The 17,569-nt window shown below is 60.2% G+C and carries 15 protein-coding genes; 1 reads left to right on the forward strand and 14 read right to left on the reverse strand.

Annotated features, from left to right (window positions below; genetic code table 11):
• Positions 1 to 3 precede the first annotated feature (3 nt).
• Genes KGA83_RS01060 through arnB form a run of 8 tightly spaced genes read right to left on the reverse strand, consistent with a single transcriptional unit; the run spans position 4 to position 8,801 of the window.
• Positions 4 to 1,383, reverse strand: a complete 1,380-nt coding sequence (locus KGA83_RS01060) for a UDP-glucose dehydrogenase family protein (RefSeq protein WP_223527712.1) — start codon at positions 1,381 to 1,383, stop codon at positions 4 to 6.
• Positions 1,380 to 1,781, reverse strand: coding sequence for a 4-amino-4-deoxy-L-arabinose-phosphoundecaprenol flippase subunit ArnF (gene arnF, locus KGA83_RS01065; protein WP_108215801.1), 402 nt, complete (start codon positions 1,779 to 1,781; stop codon positions 1,380 to 1,382). Before arnF ends, KGA83_RS01060 begins: the two co-directional genes overlap by 4 nt.
• The gene (gene arnE / locus KGA83_RS01070) at positions 1,778 to 2,122 is read right to left on the reverse strand and encodes a 4-amino-4-deoxy-L-arabinose-phosphoundecaprenol flippase subunit ArnE (RefSeq protein WP_108215800.1); all 345 of its coding nucleotides are present in this window, start codon (positions 2,120 to 2,122) and stop codon (positions 1,778 to 1,780) included. The genes arnF and arnE overlap by 4 nt, the downstream gene beginning before the upstream one ends.
• Positions 2,119 to 3,768: a lipid IV(A) 4-amino-4-deoxy-L-arabinosyltransferase gene (gene arnT, locus KGA83_RS01075; RefSeq protein ID WP_108215799.1), complete on the reverse strand. Its 1,650-nt coding sequence runs from the start codon at positions 3,766 to 3,768 to the stop codon at positions 2,119 to 2,121. The genes arnE and arnT (KGA83_RS01075) overlap by 4 nt, the downstream gene beginning before the upstream one ends.
• Positions 3,765 to 4,649: a 4-deoxy-4-formamido-L-arabinose-phosphoundecaprenol deformylase gene (gene arnD / locus KGA83_RS01080; protein WP_223527714.1), complete on the reverse strand. Its 885-nt coding sequence runs from the start codon at positions 4,647 to 4,649 to the stop codon at positions 3,765 to 3,767. Before arnD ends, arnT (KGA83_RS01075) begins: the two co-directional genes overlap by 4 nt.
• Positions 4,649 to 6,640 (reverse strand): bifunctional UDP-4-amino-4-deoxy-L-arabinose formyltransferase/UDP-glucuronic acid oxidase ArnA, encoded by a 1,992-nt coding sequence (arnA, locus tag KGA83_RS01085; protein WP_223527715.1) that lies wholly within the window; start codon positions 6,638 to 6,640, stop codon positions 4,649 to 4,651. The genes arnD and arnA overlap by 1 nt, the downstream gene beginning before the upstream one ends.
• Positions 6,637 to 7,656, reverse strand: a complete 1,020-nt coding sequence (arnC, locus tag KGA83_RS01090; RefSeq protein WP_108215796.1) for an undecaprenyl-phosphate 4-deoxy-4-formamido-L-arabinose transferase — start codon at positions 7,654 to 7,656, stop codon at positions 6,637 to 6,639. Before arnC ends, arnA begins: the two co-directional genes overlap by 4 nt.
• Positions 7,653 to 8,801, reverse strand: coding sequence for a UDP-4-amino-4-deoxy-L-arabinose aminotransferase (gene arnB / locus KGA83_RS01095; RefSeq protein WP_223527717.1), 1,149 nt, complete (start codon positions 8,799 to 8,801; stop codon positions 7,653 to 7,655). The genes arnC and arnB overlap by 4 nt, the downstream gene beginning before the upstream one ends.
• A 391-nt stretch (positions 8,802 to 9,192) precedes the next feature.
• Here arnB and xerC point away from each other — a divergent pair, with 391 nt between their 5' ends.
• On the forward strand, positions 9,193 to 10,131 hold the full coding sequence (gene xerC, locus KGA83_RS01100; RefSeq protein ID WP_108215794.1) for a tyrosine recombinase XerC: 939 nt from the start codon (positions 9,193 to 9,195) through the stop codon (positions 10,129 to 10,131).
• A gap of 4 nt (positions 10,132 to 10,135) precedes the next feature.
• On the opposite strand, the gene KGA83_RS01105 is transcribed toward xerC, so the two are convergent.
• The 6 genes from KGA83_RS01105 to KGA83_RS01130 form a co-directional block, all read right to left on the reverse strand.
• Positions 10,136 to 11,206 (reverse strand): ABC transporter ATP-binding protein, encoded by a 1,071-nt coding sequence (locus KGA83_RS01105; RefSeq protein WP_223527719.1) that lies wholly within the window; start codon positions 11,204 to 11,206, stop codon positions 10,136 to 10,138.
• Entirely contained in the window at positions 11,203 to 12,753 is a 1,551-nt protein-coding gene (locus tag KGA83_RS01110; RefSeq protein WP_263292454.1) for an ABC transporter permease, read from the reverse strand. The genes KGA83_RS01105 and KGA83_RS01110 overlap by 4 nt, the downstream gene beginning before the upstream one ends.
• A gap of 51 nt (positions 12,754 to 12,804) precedes the next feature.
• Entirely contained in the window at positions 12,805 to 13,818 is a 1,014-nt protein-coding gene (locus KGA83_RS01115; protein WP_108215792.1) for an iron ABC transporter substrate-binding protein, read from the reverse strand.
• A 324-nt stretch (positions 13,819 to 14,142) separates the two neighbouring features.
• A complete protein-coding gene (gene arnT / locus KGA83_RS01120) occupies positions 14,143 to 15,873 on the reverse strand; it encodes a lipid IV(A) 4-amino-4-deoxy-L-arabinosyltransferase (protein WP_223527721.1) in 1,731 nt (576 codons plus the stop codon).
• 174 nt (positions 15,874 to 16,047) lie between these two features.
• Positions 16,048 to 16,704, reverse strand: coding sequence for a histidine phosphatase family protein (locus KGA83_RS01125; protein ID WP_223527723.1), 657 nt, complete (start codon positions 16,702 to 16,704; stop codon positions 16,048 to 16,050).
• A 301-nt stretch (positions 16,705 to 17,005) separates the two neighbouring features.
• Positions 17,006 to 17,563, reverse strand: coding sequence for a membrane integrity-associated transporter subunit PqiC (locus KGA83_RS01130; RefSeq protein ID WP_108215789.1), 558 nt, complete (start codon positions 17,561 to 17,563; stop codon positions 17,006 to 17,008).
• Positions 17,564 to 17,569 lie beyond the last annotated feature (6 nt).

The raw sequence follows: 17,569 nt of genomic DNA on the forward strand, positions 1-17,569 counted from the left end.
AGTTCAGGCGACCACGGATTCGGCTGACCATTGCTGGTACGGAATCGGCAATTTGCGCGACTCGCCCCGGCCGATCGGGAAGTAGGTGAAACCGATGCGTGCCAGACGGTCTGCGTCGTACAGGTTGCGACCGTCGAAGATTATCGGTGCGTTGAGCCGCTGCTGGATCAGCTCGAAGTCCGGCGCCTTGAACTGTTGCCATTCGGTGCAGATGATCAGTGCATCGGCACCGGTCAAGACCGACTCAGGCGTCCCCATGAGCATCAGTTTCGATTCGTCGGGATACAGTTTCTGGGTTTCCTGCATGGCTTCCGGATCGAACGCACGGACATTCGCCCCGGCGGCCCACAACGATTCCAGCAATACCCGGCTCGGTGCATCGCGCATGTCGTCGGTGTTTGGCTTGAACGCCAGGCCCCACAAGGCAAAGGTCCTGCCACGCAAGTCGCCCTTGTAGAACGCGTTGATGCGTTCGAACAGTTTGTGTTTCTGCCGCTCGTTGATGGCTTCCACCGCTTGCAGCAGGTCGCTGGAGCAATGAGCCTCCTCGGCGCTGTGGATCAGGGCGCGCATGTCCTTGGGGAAGCATGAGCCGCCGTAGCCGCAACCCGGGTAGATGAAGTGGTAACCGATACGCGAGTCGGCGCCGATGCCCAGGCGCACCGATTCGATGTCGGCACCCAGGTGTTCGGCCAGTTCGGCGATCTGGTTGATGAAGCTGATCTTGGTCGCCAGCATGCAGTTGGCGGCGTACTTGGTCAGCTCGGCACTGCGCAGGTCCATGAACATGATGCGTTCATGGTTGCGGTTGAAGGGCGAGTACAGGTCACGCATCACTTCGCGTACTTCGTCGCGTTCACAACCGACGACGATACGGTCCGGGCGGCGGCAGTCGGCCACGGCCGAACCTTCTTTCAAAAACTCCGGGTTGGAGACGATATCGAACTGTAAAGCGCGCCCGGCGTTGAGCAGGCATTTGTCGATGTGTGCACGCAAGGCGTCGCCGGTGCCGACCGGAACGGTGGATTTCTCCACCAGGATCGCCGGTTGTTCGCGATGCCGTGCTACGGCTTCGCCAACAGACATCACGTAGCGCAAGTCCGCCGAGCCATTGTCCCGGGATGGAGTACCGACCGCGATGAACAGCACCTCTCCGTGCTGTACCGCGAATTTTTCGTCGTTGGTGAACTGCAACCGCTTGGCGTCAAGGCCTTCGCGTACCAGGCTGGCCAGCCCGGGTTCGAAAATACTCACGTGGCCCTGCTTGAGCAGTTCGACCTTTTTCTCGTCAACGTCCATGCAGACCACGTCGTGGCCGACTTCGGCCAGAACCGCTGCCTGCACCAGGCCAACATAACCGCTACCAAACACACTGATTTTCATGGGGCACTCCTTGATTCGGGCGCACGAGCAGGTCGAGAATTGATGGTAATGACGCCGAGGATGACCAATGCCACGCCAAGGCTTTTTGTAAGGCTGAATGATTCGTTGAACAGCGGCAGGCTGGCGGCCAGCAGGTACACCAGCGCGTAGCTGATGCTCAGCAACGAGTAGGCCCGGCCCAGCGGCAGGTCCCGCAGGGCGGCGAGCCAGCAGAGCATCGACAATGCATAGGCGAAGATGGCCACGAGCACCACGGCAACGGCGGTAAGGTCCATGTGAGCGCTGAGCCATTGTTCGGGCTGTGGCAGGTGACTCATGCTCCAGCGCATGCCCAATTGGGCGGCGCTGACCAGCAACACGCTGCCCAGTGCGAAGGCAATACCGCGACTCAGGTTCATGCGTGCTGCCCCAGCAGAGCCACGCCGCCGATCACCAGCGCCACACCCAGCCAGTGGCGGCGGTCGATGGTTTCGTGGAACACGAAACGCGCGACCAGAGTGATCAGCACGAAGTTCAGGCTCAGCATCGGGTAGGCAATCCCGACTTCCAGGCGTTGCAGCACCAGCAACCACACCAGCAGGCCCAGGCCCAAAGAGGCGAGGGCCAGCCAAAGCCAGGGCGAGCGCAGTTTGTCTGCCCACCCGGAAGGTTTGCCGCGCCAGCTTTCTACCGCATATTTCTGGGCGATCTGGCCCAGGCAGGTCAGCAGACAGGCCATTAACAGCAATAGCAGGCTCATGGCGCCGCCTGAGGAATGATCAAAATCACCAGATTGCCTTGTTCATACCGCTTGCCCTCTTTGGGCAATTGTTCGAGTTCGCGCAACTCTTCCTCGCCCTTGACCCGCATGACCACACCGACCGAACCTAGCTGGCGAGCGTCGTGCATCCACTGTTGCACCTGGTCGGGGTCGACACGCTGCTTGAGCGAGTCAGGGTAGCCAAGGCCATATTTCAACTCGCCTATCGTGTTGAAAAAAGCCACTTCCGGGCGTTTCACCCGCCAGGACAACGCCGACGCGGCGCCCAGATCGTTGCTCAACAATTTGGCACTCTGGCCAAGTTCCTGGGCGTGATCGAGGATGAACTGGTCAGGGGTTTTATTGGCGACTACGGAATTGGGCAGTCCGGCAGGCAATAAACCGATGAGCAACAGGCTGCCAAAAGCCGGGGCTGCCCAGCACTGCAGCGGGCGGAAGGCCTGCAGCACGTTGGCCATGATCCAGCCGGTCAAGCCGATGAACACCAACACCAGGTTGTGCAGTTCATGATCGTAAATCGGCTTTTTCAATTGCAGATAAACCAGGGCCAGCAGGGTGACCACACCCACCACCAGGTTCAGCAGGCCGTTGATGCCCAGGGCGCGACCTCGCTCCAGCTTCAATCGGTCAGCCAGTGCATGGCCGAGCAACAATGCCAGAGGCAACAGGCACGGCAGGATGTAGGCTGGCAACTTGCCTTTGCTCAGGCTGAAGAAGAACAACGGCATCCATAGCCACAGCAGCAGGAACCCGATATTGGACTGGCGTCGGGTCTGCCAGGCTTGCTTCAAGGCTGGCGGCAGCAAGGCAACCCACGGCATGCTGAAAGCCACCAGTAACGGCAGGTAATACCACCATGGCGCATTGTGCTGGGCATCGTCCCCGGCAAAACGGCGGATGTGTTCGTGCCAGAAGAAAAAGCGCCAGTAGTCAGGCTCCTGGGCGTGCACTGCAAGCGCCCATGGCAGGCTGACGGCGATGGCTACCACGACCGCCACCGGGCCGTAGACCAGCAGTTCACGCCAGCGTTTTTGCCAGATCATCCAGGGCAGGGCGATCAACACCGGCAACAACCAGGCCAGGAAACCCTTGGTCATGAAGCCCATGCCGCAGGCCAGGCCCAGCGCCGCCCACGCGATCAGGCGTTGCCCGCGGCTCGTACTGTCGAGCGCGAACCATAACGCCACCAGGCTGAGGTTGACCCAGAAGGTGAATTGCGGGTCGAGGTTGGCATATCCCGCCGAAGCGGCAACGACCGTGAAACTCATGTACAGCAGCGCGCAGGCGAAACTCTTGCGCGGTTCGTTCCACATCCGGCGGGCGACCAGGTAGCACAGCAGCACGCTCAAACCGGTGCTCAGAGCCGAAGCGAAGCGCACTCCGAAAAGGTTTTGGCCGAACAGCGCCTGACCGATGGCAATCATCCAGTAGCCGGCCGCGGGTTTTTCGAAATAGCGCACGTCCATGAAATGCGGCGACACCCAGTTGCCGCTCAGGAGCATGCCCTGGCTGATCTGGGCGTAGCGGGTTTCGTCAGGAATCCATAAGCCATGACTACCCAGTGGCAACAGGTATGCCAGCGCCACCATGGCCATCAATAGCGGCAAAGCCCAGCGTTTGCTCATTCGCCTTGCACTCCCAGCCAGCCTTCGCGACCTTCGAGAGCACCGCGTACCACGCGGCCGATCGGCAAACTGGCAGGGGCCTGGGGCAACAAGTCGCCCAAAGGTTGAAAATGTATAGTCCGCTGACGCGCATCGCTCAGCAGTTGACGGAAATCGTTGGCCATCAGAATCCCTTCTACCTCGGCATGGATCGTGTAGACGTTGAGTTTTTCCGGCGTGAACCGGTCCAGGATGAACCTGTTGAAATCCTTGGCGGCGACGGTCGGCCCGACCACTTCGTCGAAGGTCGGCAGGTCCACCGGGATTTGCGGTGCACCCAGGCGACCATCGGCCAATCGCGGCTGGAACAGGCTCAGGCCGCGACAATCGCTGTTATAGCGAAAGCCGAAACCCTGCTTGGCTTCGATCACACGCTCGTCGGCACGCCACCCGGCGGACGCCGAGCAGGTGATCTTTTCCCCGAGAATGTCGCCGAGGGTGTCCACGCCACGGCGTATCTGTTCGACCAGTTGTGCGTCGCTCCAGCGCCCGGCGTTGGCTTGCCAGCCGTGGTGATCCCAAGCGTGCAGGCCAACCTCATGCCCGGCATCCCGAGCCTGGCGCATCAAGTGCCCCAGGTCGCGGCCGATCGGTTTTCCAGGCCATGCGGTGCCGGCCAGCAGAATGTCCCAGCCATACAGGCCGGCTGCGTTGGAACGGAGCATTTTCCAGAGAAACTGTGGACGGATGAGGCGCCACAAGTGGCGCCCCATGTTGTCCGGCCCGACACTGAAGAAGAACGTCGCCTTGACCTGCGCTTCATCAAGGATTTCCAGCAACCGAGGCACCCCTTCACGGGTGCCCCGGTAGGTGTCGACATCAATCCGCAGTCCCGCCTGCATCAGCGCTTGTCCGCGATTTCGAGCATGGCCTCGCGCAAGAAGAAGTCCAGGGTGTTGCCGATGGTTTCACTCATCTCCACGGTTGGTGTCCAGTCCAGCAGGCGCTTGGCGTTGGCGATGCTTGGCTTGCGGTGCGACACGTCCTGATAACCGGTGCCGTAGAACGCCTTGCTCTCGATGTCGCGGAAACCGGCGAACGGAGGGAAGTTGGCGCGCAGTGGGTGCGCTTCGAACTGACGCAGCAGCTCTTCGCCCAACTGACGGATGCTGGCTTCGTTTTCCGGGTTGCCGATGTTGATGATCTGGCCGTTGCAGACGTCGTTGTCGTTGTCGATGATTCGCGCCAGTGCTTCCACACCATCGGCGATGTCGGTGAAGCAGCGTTTTTGCTCGCCACCGTCGAACAGGCGAATCGGCGTACCTTCCACCAGATTCAGGATCAGCTGGGTAATGGCGCGGGAGCTGCCGATACGGGCCGAATCCAGACGGTCCAGGCGTGGACCCATCCAGTTGAACGGACGGAACAGGGTGAAGTTCAGGCCCTTCTGGCCATAAGCCCAGATCACGCGGTCCAGCAGTTGCTTGGAGACCGAGTAGATCCAGCGCTGTTTGTTGATCGGGCCGACCACCAGGTTGGAGTTGTCTTCGTCGAAGTTGTTGTCCTGGCACATGCCATAGACTTCCGAGGTCGACGGGAAGATCACGCGCTTGTTGTACTTGACGCAGTAGCGAACCAGCTTCAGGTTTTCTTCGAAGTCCAGTTCGAACACGCGCAACGGGTTACGGGTGTATTCGATTGGCGTGGCGATGGCCACCAGCGGCAGTACCACGTCGCACTTCTTGATGTGGTACTCGATCCACTCGGAGTGGATGCTGATGTCGCCTTCGACGAAGTGGAAGTTCGGGTGGCTGCGCAGGCGCTCGATGGCGTCCGAACCGATGTCCAGGCCGTAGACCTCGTAGCGGTCGTCACGCAACAGGCGCTCGGACAAGTGGTTGCCGATGAAGCCGTTGACGCCGAGGATCAGCACGCGGGTGCGACGTGGGGCACGGCCGGATTCGGCACCGCGCAGCACGGAACCGTCCACCAGGCCCAGTTCGTTGGCCAGTTGCGGACCGCTCAGGTACAGACCGTTGTCGTTGCGCTGACCGGCGTTGATGATCAGCGAGTCTTGACCGCAGGCGATGCGCAGCGGGTCGACGCTGATGACGCGGCCCGGCGCCAGGCCTTCGTTGCCCTTGGCGACTTCGGCGCTCCAGACAATCAGCTTGTGCTCGCCTACCGCGCAGAAGGCACCCGGGTATGGCTGGGTCACGGCGCGGACGAGGTTGAACAGTTCTTCGGCCGGCCTGGCCCAGACCAGTTTGCCGTCAGCCGGAGTGCGACGGCCGAACACAGTAGCCTTGGATTCGTCTTGCGGTGTTTCGCTGACCTTGCCTTGCAGTAGCGCCGGCAGGGTGTCGCGCAGCAGTTCAGCGGCGGCGGTGCGCAATTTGCCGTGCAGGCTCAGCGCGGTGTCGCTGCGCTCGATTGCGACTTTTCGCTGGGCGACGATGGCGCCCGCATCGGCACGCTTGACCATACGGTGCAGGGTCACGCCGGTTTCCGTTTCGCCGTTGACCAGCACCCAGTTGGCCGGTGCGCGGCCGCGGTAGCGTGGCAGCAGGGAACCGTGCAGGTTGAACGTGCCTTTGCGCGCCGTCGCCAGCAGTGCTTCGCTCAGCAGGTTGCGGTAGTAGAAGGAGAAAATGTAGTCGGGATCGAGCTTGGCGATACGCTCGATCCACAACGGATGGTTGGCGTCTTCCGGTGCATGCACGGCAATGCCGTGGCGGGCGCACAGCTGTGCGACAGAACCGTAGAACGCGTTCTCCTTCGGATCGTCGGCGTGAGTGAACACCGCTGCGATCTCGAACCCGGAGCAGAGCAGGGATTCGATGCCGGCGCAGCCAATATCGTGATAGGCGAAGACAACAGCTTTTGCACTCATGAAGGAACCTGATCTGAAGAAGTGGAAGTAAGGCCGTCGACGGTAACAACGGAAGCGGGGGATTCGGGCTGGCTACGCAGCACCTTTTCAATGAAGAAGCGCGGACGTGCGCGCACGTCGCTGTACATGCGGCCCAGGTATTCACCCAACAGGCCCATGCCGATGAATTGACCACCGGTGAAGACGAACAGCACGGCGAACAGTACGAAGGTACCGCCACCGGCCCAGCCGGCACCGAACACCAGGCGCAACAGGATCAGCGTGATGGCGAACAGTACGCCCAGGGCCGCCATGCCGACGCCGACGATGCTCAGCAGTCGCAGCGGCGTGGTGGTCATGCAGGTGACCAGGTCGAACATCAGGTTGATCAGGCGCATGGGGCTGTACTTGGAATCGCCGTGTTCACGCTCGGCGTGGGTCACGGGGATTTCCGTGGTGTGGCGGGCAAAGCTGTTGGCCAGGATCGGAATGAAGGTGCTGCGTTCACGGCAGGCGAGCATGGCGTCGACGATGCTGCGTCGGTAGGCGCGGAGCATGCAGCCGTAGTCGCTCATGGCTACGCCGGTGGAACGCTTCACGGCCAGGTTGATCAGCTTCGATGGCCAGCGGCGCAAGGCCGAGTCCTGACGGTTGTTGCGCACCGTCGCGACGACGTCATAGCCAAGTTCGGCCTGGGCCACCAGCCGCGGAATTTCTTCGGGCGGGTTTTGCAGGTCGGCATCGAGGGTGATGACGACATCGCCCTTGCACTGTTCGAAACCGGCCATGATCGCCGCGTGCTGGCCATAGTTGCGGTTGAGGATCACCGCCACCACCGGGCTGCCTTCGCGGGAGGCGGCGTCTTCCAGGATCTGTGCGGAGTCGTCGCGACTGCCGTCGTCGACCAGCACGATTTCATAGGCCTGATGCAACTGCTGGCAGGCCGCTTCGGTGCGCCGGAGCAACTCAGGCAGGCTTTCCTGTTCGTTGTAGACCGGAATGACGATCGAAACGAAATTGATTGGGTAAGGTCTCAAAGGCTTCTGTCCATGCAGTTTTCAATGGCGCCGACGACGCGCTCGACATCATCGGTGGTCATGTCGGGGAACAACGGGATCGAACACAGCCGCGCCGAATTCCATTCGGTGTTGGGCAGGTACAGATTAGGGTAACGCTGGCGGTAGTAGGTGTGCAGGTGTGTGGCGATGAAGTGAATGCCGGTGCCGACATTCTGCTCCTGGAGCGCTTTCATGAACGCTTCGCGATCCAGCCCGCAGCGCTCGGCATCGATGCGCAGGATGAACAGGTGCCAGGCGTGCTTGTGCGAGTAAGCGGGGACAGCCAGCGGTTGCACCGGCAAGCCTTCCAGGCGTTGCAAGTAGGTCTGGGCCAGTTGAGTGCGCTTGGCGTTGATCTCGTCCAGGCGTTCCAGCTGCACCAGTGCGATGGCCGCGTTGATGTCAGCCAGGTTGTACTTGAAGCCGGGCTCGACCACTTGGGCCTGGGGCTTGCGGCCGTGGGTCAGGCGGTCGTAGGCATCAACCCCCAGTCCGTGAAACTTGAGCATGCGTACCCGCGAGGCCAGGGCTTCATCGTCGCTGACGAACATGGCGCCTTCGGCGCAGGTCATGTTCTTGATCGCGTGGAACGAGAAAATCGCCGTGCCTTTGGAACCGACGTGGCGACCTTTATAGAAAGTGCCTGCCGCGTGTGCGGCGTCTTCGATCACGGCAATGCCGTGTTTGTCGGCCAGGGCGTAGAGCGGATCGAGGTCGAATGCCGCACCGGCGTAATGCACCGGGATAATGGCTTTGGTGCGCGGCGTGATCGCGGCTTCAATAGCGGCCACGTCGGTCATCAGCGTGTCGCGGTCGATGTCGACGAACACCGGCGTGGCACCCAGCAGGGTGATCATATTGGCGGTGGAAACCCAGGTTTGCGAGGGCGTAATGACTTCATCGCCGGGACCGACACCCAATGCCAGCAGAGTGATATGCATCCCGCCGGTGGCCGAGGAAAGTGCCACGGCATGCCGGCAACCGACGTAGTTGGCGAAGTGTTCTTCCAGTGCCTGGTTCTTCGGTCCGGTAGTGATCCACCCGGAGCGCAATACTTGTTCTACGGCCGCGATTTCTTCGTCGCCGATGCTGGGACGGGAGAACGGGAGAAACGCCTGACTCATGGGCACCTCTGGGGCTGAAAACGTAAATAGCCTTTGAGGCTAAAAGGGATCCAAAAATCAGCCTAGACGCTAAATCAGAACCTGCATCAAATCAACCAGTTACTGGATGGAGGTAAAAAATTGCATCAGTTGACTTTTTTCGCCATGGCCGGCAGGTTGGACGTCCATCTGGGCTGCGCCGACTCTATAGAAGGTTATGCCCGATTTTGTGAAAGGAACATGAAAAAACGGTTGGGGAATCGTTTATCTGAAAGCTATTAAGCCGCTGTTCAGACTTCCCGCATGTATGGCGGTTCTTGGGAAAAGTCCTACAGCTGTAATGTCTTTTACATCATCGTTATTTCACTTCTTAGTTGCTTCATTGAACTGTTTTCATTCAAGGCCGTTTCGTTTGATTGACTTACCTGTTACTGACTCAAGTTTACCCCTCACCAATCCGCTGACCCTGTATCTGGCGCGACTGGCGCCGTCCAGCCAACTGACCATGCGTTATGTGCTGCAGGATGCCGCCGACCGCCTGGGCTTCGAAGATCACGATATCGAGGAGATACCCTGGCACAACTTGCAGCCCGAAGACGTGATCGCGCTGGTGGCCACTCTACGTTCGGATGGCTATGCACCGAACACCTCCTCGCTGTATGTCAACGCGGTGCGCGGGGTGATGAACGAAGCGTGGCGCATGAGCCTGATCTCTCAGGACCATCTGTTGAAGATGCGTACGGTGAAGGGCATGGCCGGTACACGGCTGTCCCAGGGGCGCAATCTCAGGCGCACGCTGATTCAGGAATTGATGGCGGTCTGCGCCGCCGATCCGCGGCCACAGGGACTGCGGGATGCCGCGATCATCGGGATTCTGTACGGTTCGGGAATGCGCAAATCCGAATCGGTGAACCTGGAACTGGACCAGGTCGATTTCACCGAGCGCAGCCTGCGGGTGACGGCCAAGGGCAACAAGCAATTGATCAAGTACGCCCCGGCCTGGGCCTTCGCCAAGCTTGAAGCCTGGCTCGAGCTGCGTCGTTCGTTGCTCAAGGAAGGAGAGGCGGACGACCCGTTTCTGTTCAATCGCATCCGCCGGGGCAGCCATATCACCCGTGAGCGCATCACCAAACATGCGATCTATTACATCGCCCGGCAGCGGGGCGCGCAGGTCGGGGTGAAAATCATGCCCCACGACTTCCGGCGTTCATTCATAACCCGGGTGATCGAAGAGCATGATTTGTCGATTGCGCAGAAACTGGCACATCACAGCAACATCCAGACCACGGCCAACTACGATGTGCGCGATGACAACGAGCGGCGTCGGGCGGTGGATCGATTCGATCTGTGAACGATCACAACTCGCTCAGCACATGGGCATGGCCGATGGTCGAGACCTGAACCGAGCTGCCGGCGGGTGGTGCATACATGCTTGAGCTGCGCACCAGCAGTGATCGGCCCGGTTGCTCGCTACTGGTCAACGGCTGGAGTTCCACCGTCAGCGTGCAGGTGTTGCCGCTGAAGTCCCGGTCGGTGACCACGGCCCGGCAACCGCTGTCTTGCGGGTCACTGGGCAGGATGCTGGCCAGTTGCAGCTGTTCGGGGCGCAGCATGATCTGCGCCGAGCGGTTGTTGCGGTGGTTGTTGACCGGGATTCGCCCCAGGTCGCAATGGGCCCAGCCCGCCTCGATGCGCGCGGGCATGACCACGGCATCCCCCAGAAACAGCGCGGTCTGTTCGTCTTCAGGATAACGGTAAAGGTCCAGCGGGTGCCCTGACTGGACCAATCGGCCATGGCGCATCACTGCCAACTGGTCGGCGAACGACAGAGCTTCACTCTGGTCATGGGTGACCAGAATGGTGGTGACGCCCGCGTCTTCCAGCAGTCGCGCAACCATCTTGCGCATCGCCGCGCGCAATCCGGTATCGAGCGCCGAGAACGGCTCGTCCAGCAGCATCAGCCGTGGTTGTTGCGCCAATGCCCGGGCCAGGGCCACTCGCTGTTGCTGGCCACCGGACAATTCGTGAGGCCAGCGCTCGGCCATCTTCGCGTCCAGCGCCACACTGTCCATCAATTCGGCGATTCGCTGTTGTTTTTCAGTGCCCTTGGTCGCCAGGCCGAAGCCGATGTTCGCGGCCACGGTCATGTGTGGAAAGAGTGCGCCATCCTGTGGCACATAGCCGATCAGACGTCGATGGGCCGGCACTTCGTGGGTGCCGTCGACCAGGGTCTGACCATTGAACGAAAGACGCCCGGCGTCGGGGAATTCGAAGCCGGCAATCATGCGCAGTAACGTGGTTTTACCGGAGCCGGAAGGACCGACGATCACCGTGCGACTGCCGCTGGGCACCGACAGGCTGACGTTGTCCAGGGCGCAATGGGCGCCATAGGACTTGTAGAGGGCATTCAATTCAAGAGTGTTCATCGGCCAGCCGTTTTTTTCGATTGGTGATAAAGAAGTCCGGTCAACGGAAGCGACAGCACAACCATCAATAAGGCGTAAGGCGCAGCGGCCGCGTAATCGATTTCGCTGGTCATGGCCCAGAATCCGGTCGCCAGGGTGCGCGTGCCATTCGGGGACAGCAGCAGGGTGGCGGTCAATTCGTTGGTGATCGCCAGGAACACCAGCGCCGCGCCGGCGGCAGCCCCCGGCGCGGCCAGGCGCAAGGTGATCAGCCACAGTGCCCGGGCCGGCGAGCGGCCCAGGCTGCGGGCAATGTTTTCCAGTTCCACCGGGGCCTGGGCAATGCCTGCGCGCAGGCTCACCAGGGCGCGGGGCAAGAACATCAGCAGGTACGCCAGCAGCACGGTGAAGGTGGTCTGGTAAATCGGCCGGGCAAAATGGATCGTGATGGTCACCAGTGCCAGCGCCACGATAATTCCCGGCAGGGAACTGGTGATGTAGTTGCAGCTTTCCAGCACTCGTTGCAGTCGGCCGGGGTAGCGGATCGACAGCCAGGCGATCGGGATCGCCGCGCAAGTGGTCAGCGCCGCGCCAGCGACGCCCAACAGCAGGGTTTGCTCCAGCGCAGGCAGCAATTCGGCCATGTCCCAGACTTCCACGCCCCCGGCGATCAGCCATTTACCCAAGGTGATCAAGGGCACGCCCAGGGCCAGGGCGCAGGTCACGATTTGCAGGGTCAGCGAGAGCAGGGTGGATACCGGTTTCAGGCACACGACCCGTTGCTCCCGGGCGCTTCCCGAACCGACGCGAGCGTAACGCGCCGAACCCCGGGCGGCGGATTCGGCCGTCAACATCGCCAGGCAACACAACGCCAGCACGCTGGCCAGCATATGCGCCGCTGCGCCGTTGAAGGTCGATTTGAACTGATCGAAGATCGCGGTGGTAAAAGTGTCGAAGCGGATCATCGCGTACAGGCCGTATTCGGCCAGCAGATGCAGGCCGACCAGCAAGGCGCCACCGCAGATCGCTAAGCGCAATTGCGGCAGTACCACGCGGAAAAACACTTTCCAGGGTTTGAGCCCCATGGATTCGGCGACGTCCTCAATGGCCGGGTCGAGCCGGCGCAAGGTGGCCGCCACCGGCAAATACAGGAACGGGAAGTAGGCGATGACCGAGACCAGGACACCGGCAAACAAGCCGTGAATCGGTGGCACCAGGCTGACCCAGGCGTAGCTGTGAACGAACGCGGGCACCGCCAGTGGTGCGGTGGCCAACAACGACCACCAGCGCCGTCCGGGCAAATTCGTGCGTTCTGTGAGCCACGCCAGCGTCACCCCCAGCGCAACGCACAACGGAATCGTCAGCAGTACCAGCAATACGGTATTGATCAGCAGTTCGCCAACCCGGGGGCGGAACACCAGAGTCACGACGGTTGACCAGCCTGTCTGCAGGGACACGCCAACAACGTAAGCGATCGGTAGCAGCGCCAGTAATGAAACCAGCACCGATAAACCGATCACCCATACACCGCCACGTCCCGCAAAGACTCCGCGGGATCGTCGGCGCAAATGTGCGGGTGTCGCCTCAACGACCCCCGCAGGCAGGGTTTCAGGTATCAATTAGAGCAGTCCGGCCTGTGTCATCAGCTCCACGGCTTTTTTGCTGTCGAGTTTAGAAGCATCGACAGTCGGCGCATCGAGTTGCTGCAGAGGCACTAATTTAGGGTTGGATTCAGCGTTCTTGCCCACGGCGTACTCAAACGACTTGCCGTTCTTCAGGACAGCCTGGCCATCCTTGCCGGTAATGTATTTGAGAAACGCCTGGGCTTGTTCTTTGTGTTGGCTGGAAGCGAGGACGCCGCCGCCGGAGATGCTAACAAAAGCGCCCGGATCTTTGTGCTTGAAATAGTGCAGGGCGGTGTTTTTGCTGTTTTCGCCGGTCTTGGACTGATCCACCAGGCTGTAATAGTGGTAGATCACGCCGCTGTCGATCTGCCCGGCATTCACCGCTTTGAGTACCGAGCTGTTGCCACGGTAGTTGGCGTAGTTGGTTTTCATCGCTTTAAGCCAATCCAGCGTGGCGGTTTCACCCTTTTGTTCCAGGATGGCAGCGACGATGGCCTGGAAGTCAGCACCGCCTGGCGATGCACCCCAGCGACCCTTCCAGCTCGGCGAAGCCAGGTCCATGATCGATTTCGGCAGGTCGGCTTCCGGCAGTTTGCTCGGGTTGTAGACGAACACCGTGGAGCGCGCAGCGATCCCTACCCATTTGCCGTGGGCCGGGCGGTAGGCGGAGTCAACCTGTTCCAGCGTGGTTTTCTCGACCGGCGCAAACAGCCCGGCGTTGTCGACCAGCACCATGGCCGGGGAGTTTTCGGTCAGGAATACGTCCGCCGGAGAAGCCGCGCCTTCCTGCACGATCTGGTTGCCCATTTCGGTGTCATCGCCGTTACGCAGGGTGACGGGAATACCGGTCTCCTGGGTAAAGCCCTCGACCCAGGCCTTGGTCAGGCCTTCGTGTTGCGCGTTGTACACCACGATGCCGACGGAGTCGGCTGCATAGACCTGGCCAGCGCTCAGCAAAGCGGTGGCCAGCAGGGCCTTTTTCAAGAACGAAGGGATGTTGGGAATCATTCTGCGGGCTGCTCCTGGTGCATTTTTTTTGAAAGTCATACGCATTGAAACGCTTGTAAACCAATGCGAATCATTTGCATGTTTTGAATTGCAGGGAATGTAGACATCCAAATGAGAAAATAACGTAAAAAAAACCGTAAATACATGTAATTTTCATTCAGATTAGCAGTGTTGTGCCCGCTGTGGTTCGACTCGTCGATCAAACGATGTCGCCGATCAGAATATGGCACTGCCCTCGACTGCCTTTTGTCGTGCCTTTGGCGTTCACCCGCAAAAAAGCCCGAGAGGCCGGTTCGACCTCTCGGGCTTTTTGCGTCTTGCCTGTCAGGGCTGGATTTGCGGGAAGATCAGGACCTGCAAGTTGCCGCGCCGATAGCGTTTTCCGTCGGTGGGCAGCGCCTCGACTTCCTGAATTTCATCGACGCGGTTGACCCTCATCACCACCCCGACCGAGCCCTTTTTTCGCGCCTCGGTCATCCAGTGTCCGACCTCCTGCAGGGTCACTTTGCGCGAGGCGGCGGCGGGATCCTGCAGGCCGTATTTCATTTCACCAACGACATTGTAGAGCGCTACTTCCGGTCGCCTGGTCAGCCACGACAAGGCCGAGGCCACCCCCAGGTCGTTGCTCAGCAGCGAGGTGGTCTGGTTCAAGCTGTCCAGGTGTTCGGCGATAAACCGGTCGGGCATCTTGCTGTCGACGATCTGACCCGGCATGGCGGCGGGCAGCAGCGCCACCAGCAACCAGATGCCGAGGGCCGGCATCGCCCATAACGTCAATGGCCGCAGGATTTGCAGCGCGTTGGCGATGATCCAGCCCAGCAGCACGATGAACGCCAGGGACAGGCTGAACATCTCGGTATTCTCGAAAATCTCTTTGCTCAGTTGCAGGTACAGCAAAGCGATCAAAGCCACCGTGGCGATGACCACGTTGAGCCAGCCGTTGACGCGAATCGTCCGTCCCCGTGCCTGTTCCAGCAGGCCGGTCAGCGCATGGCCCATTAGCAGCGCCAGCGGCAACAGGCACGGCATGATGTAGGTCGGGAGCTTGCCGCTGCTCATGCTGAAAATCGCCAATGGCAACAACAACCAGAGCAGGAGAAATCCACCGACGGGCTGACGCTTGTTGTTCCAGGCCTGGATGAACGTTGTCGGCAACAACACAGCCCAGGGCAGGGCGGAAACGACCAGCATCGGCAGGTAGAACCACCACGGACGGGCGTGTTGCGCATTGTCGGCGGCGAAGCGGCGTACGTGCTCGTTCCAGAAGAAGAAATCCCAGAAGTCCGGTTCCTGATGATGAATGGCCAATGCCCAGGGCAGGCAGACGGCCGCGGCGACCACAACAGCCAGTGGCCCGTAGCGCAACAGTTCGCCCATGCGACGCTGCCAGAGCATGTAGGGCAGGGCGATCACCGCCGGCAGCAGCCAGGCCAGAAAGCCCTTGGTCATGAAGCCCATGCCGCAGGCGATGCCCAACAGCGCCCAGAATCCCAGGCGGGCGCGAGTGCTGCGAACGTCGATGGCAAACCACAGGGAAACCAGGCTCAGGTTGACCCACAGGGTGAACTGCGGATCGAGGTTGGCGTACCCGGCTTGACCGGCAATCAGCCCGAAGCTCATGTAGAGCAGCGCGCAGGCGAAGCTTTTGCGTGGATCGCCCCAGAACCGGCGGGCAATCAGGTAGATCAGCCACACGCTCAGCCCGTTACTCAACGCTGAGGCGATGCGCACCCCGAACAGGTTGTCACCGAACACCGCCTGGCCGATGGCAATCATCCAGTACCCGGCAATCGGTTTTTCGAAATAACGCAGGCCCATGAAATGCGGCGAGACCCAGTTCCCGCCCTGCAGCATTTCCTGGCTGATCTGGGCATAACGGGTTTCATCGGGAATCCACAGTCCGTGGCTCATCAGCGGCAGCAAGTAGAACACGAGGAACGCCAGTAACAACGCCAATAGCATCCAGCGCTCGCTACGCTCGTTGGCAGGCGCGCGTGGGGCGTGCAGGCGGGAAGAATGGTCAGCAAAATCCGGCAGTGGCTGAATTGACGTCATGTCTGGACCTTGGCGCTGAGATGGCGGGTTGAAGAGTGATGTGCAACTAGTGAGAGAAAGCCGGAATGATATTGAACGGCGAGAAGTTCAAACACATTTCTCGCTGTTCTGTTCAGGTTCCATTCAGTCCGGCTTGAAACTACTCAGTGCCAAAAATCTCGGTCCGTAATGATTTCAGTTCTTTTCTTGTAATAGAGTGTTCCAGTCTTCGGCATTCACAATGCCGAGTACTTTCAGTTGCCCATGACCATCGATGTGGACAAACAACGCGCTGCTGTACTCGGCGTCCTTCGCCGAATGCTTGAAGCCGGTCTGCTTTTCAAAATCAGCGATGCAACCGCTGTGGGTCATCAGCACCAGATTGCGGTGCGCCACCTTGTGCGCCACGACATCGTTACGCAGGGTCGTGCCGCAGGTCGCCAGCCACTCCTGGGTCCGTGGGTCGCTGTTGAACATGTAATGTGCGGTCTGCACGGTGCGCGTCACCGGGCTGGTGAGGATGTCGGTTTGCGTCAAACCCAGGCGTGCCAGGCCTTGCCCGACACGAGCGGCCGCTTCACTGCCGACACGGGTAATGCCGTCGGCCGGGCCCAGGCAAGGATTGCTGGAACGGTCGCAGCGCTCGGCATGACGAAGCAGCACCGCGATCTCGCCGGCACTCCATTGTTGCAGCAATTGGGCCCGGGCTTGTGCGCCCTCATGGGCCAGGTTGGCCGGTGATTTCGGCCACAGGACAAAACAGGTGGCAAGCACGGCGAGGCTCAGTGCACCAATGGCCACGACCGATCTGGACAGGCGCGAAGACGGTTTACGCGAGACGGGGTTGACCAAGTTTTTTTCACCCGTTGGAGCGCCAGGGAAGTGCTGTTAAACAACACTTGAAACAGCGCGAAAAATGACCGCCGAGACTAAGTCAGCGAATTAATTGCAGCCCACGTTAAATCAGAGCAGGTGTCGGAGCGGTGAAAGGAATGTGAAAAAATTGCAGAGGGGGTTCCGGTGGATAATTAATCTGATGCCGGGATTTTTTCTCTTGTACTTCAGCGGGGAATGACAGCTGGAAACAGAAGGGACATAAGGAACGGGATTAACGACGCACTTGCCGCCGTTAATCCGCAGAGAGGAAACCCGTTCAGGGCGAAGGGCAGTCAGCCTGTGGTCTGGCGGCAGCCTGGCTGATCAGCGCGGCCAGGCGTTTGACGTTGTTTTGCTGGGCAAGCACCAGGTCATCGATGCTCGCACCTGACGGCGTTTGCAAGGTGCTGCGGCAAATCACCCGTGCCGTATCGCCGATGCCGGCACTGCGCAGGCGCCATTCCACGTCCATCAATGCGTATTGACCGGGAACCGAGTCAAAACGCTGCACATCGACCCGCACCGAATATTTGCCTTGTGCAGGACTGTTACTCAATTGATCGGCCAGTGCGCTGCGCAATTCGTCCACGAGAGTCGCGGCCCACCATTGGGATTCCAGGATCGCCAGGCCACTGTTGCCCTCGCGAATGACGATCTGCGCACGATCGACCTGGGGCGGCACGCTGATCGTCTCGATCTGAATCGCCCCGACGCGGGTCCTTGAGTGATCGCCCGCCTGGGCCGGGGTCAGGGTATGGAAGTGAATCGGGTCACTGCGGCAAGCGGCGAGCAGCAACATCGCGGTGACCAATGTGAGCTTCAGCGGAAAAGCCATGGGTGT

Origin of the sequence: Pseudomonas sp. GL-R-19, from assembly GCF_019956375.1 — a bacterium.
Classification (GTDB): Bacteria; Pseudomonadota; Gammaproteobacteria; order Pseudomonadales; family Pseudomonadaceae; genus Aquipseudomonas.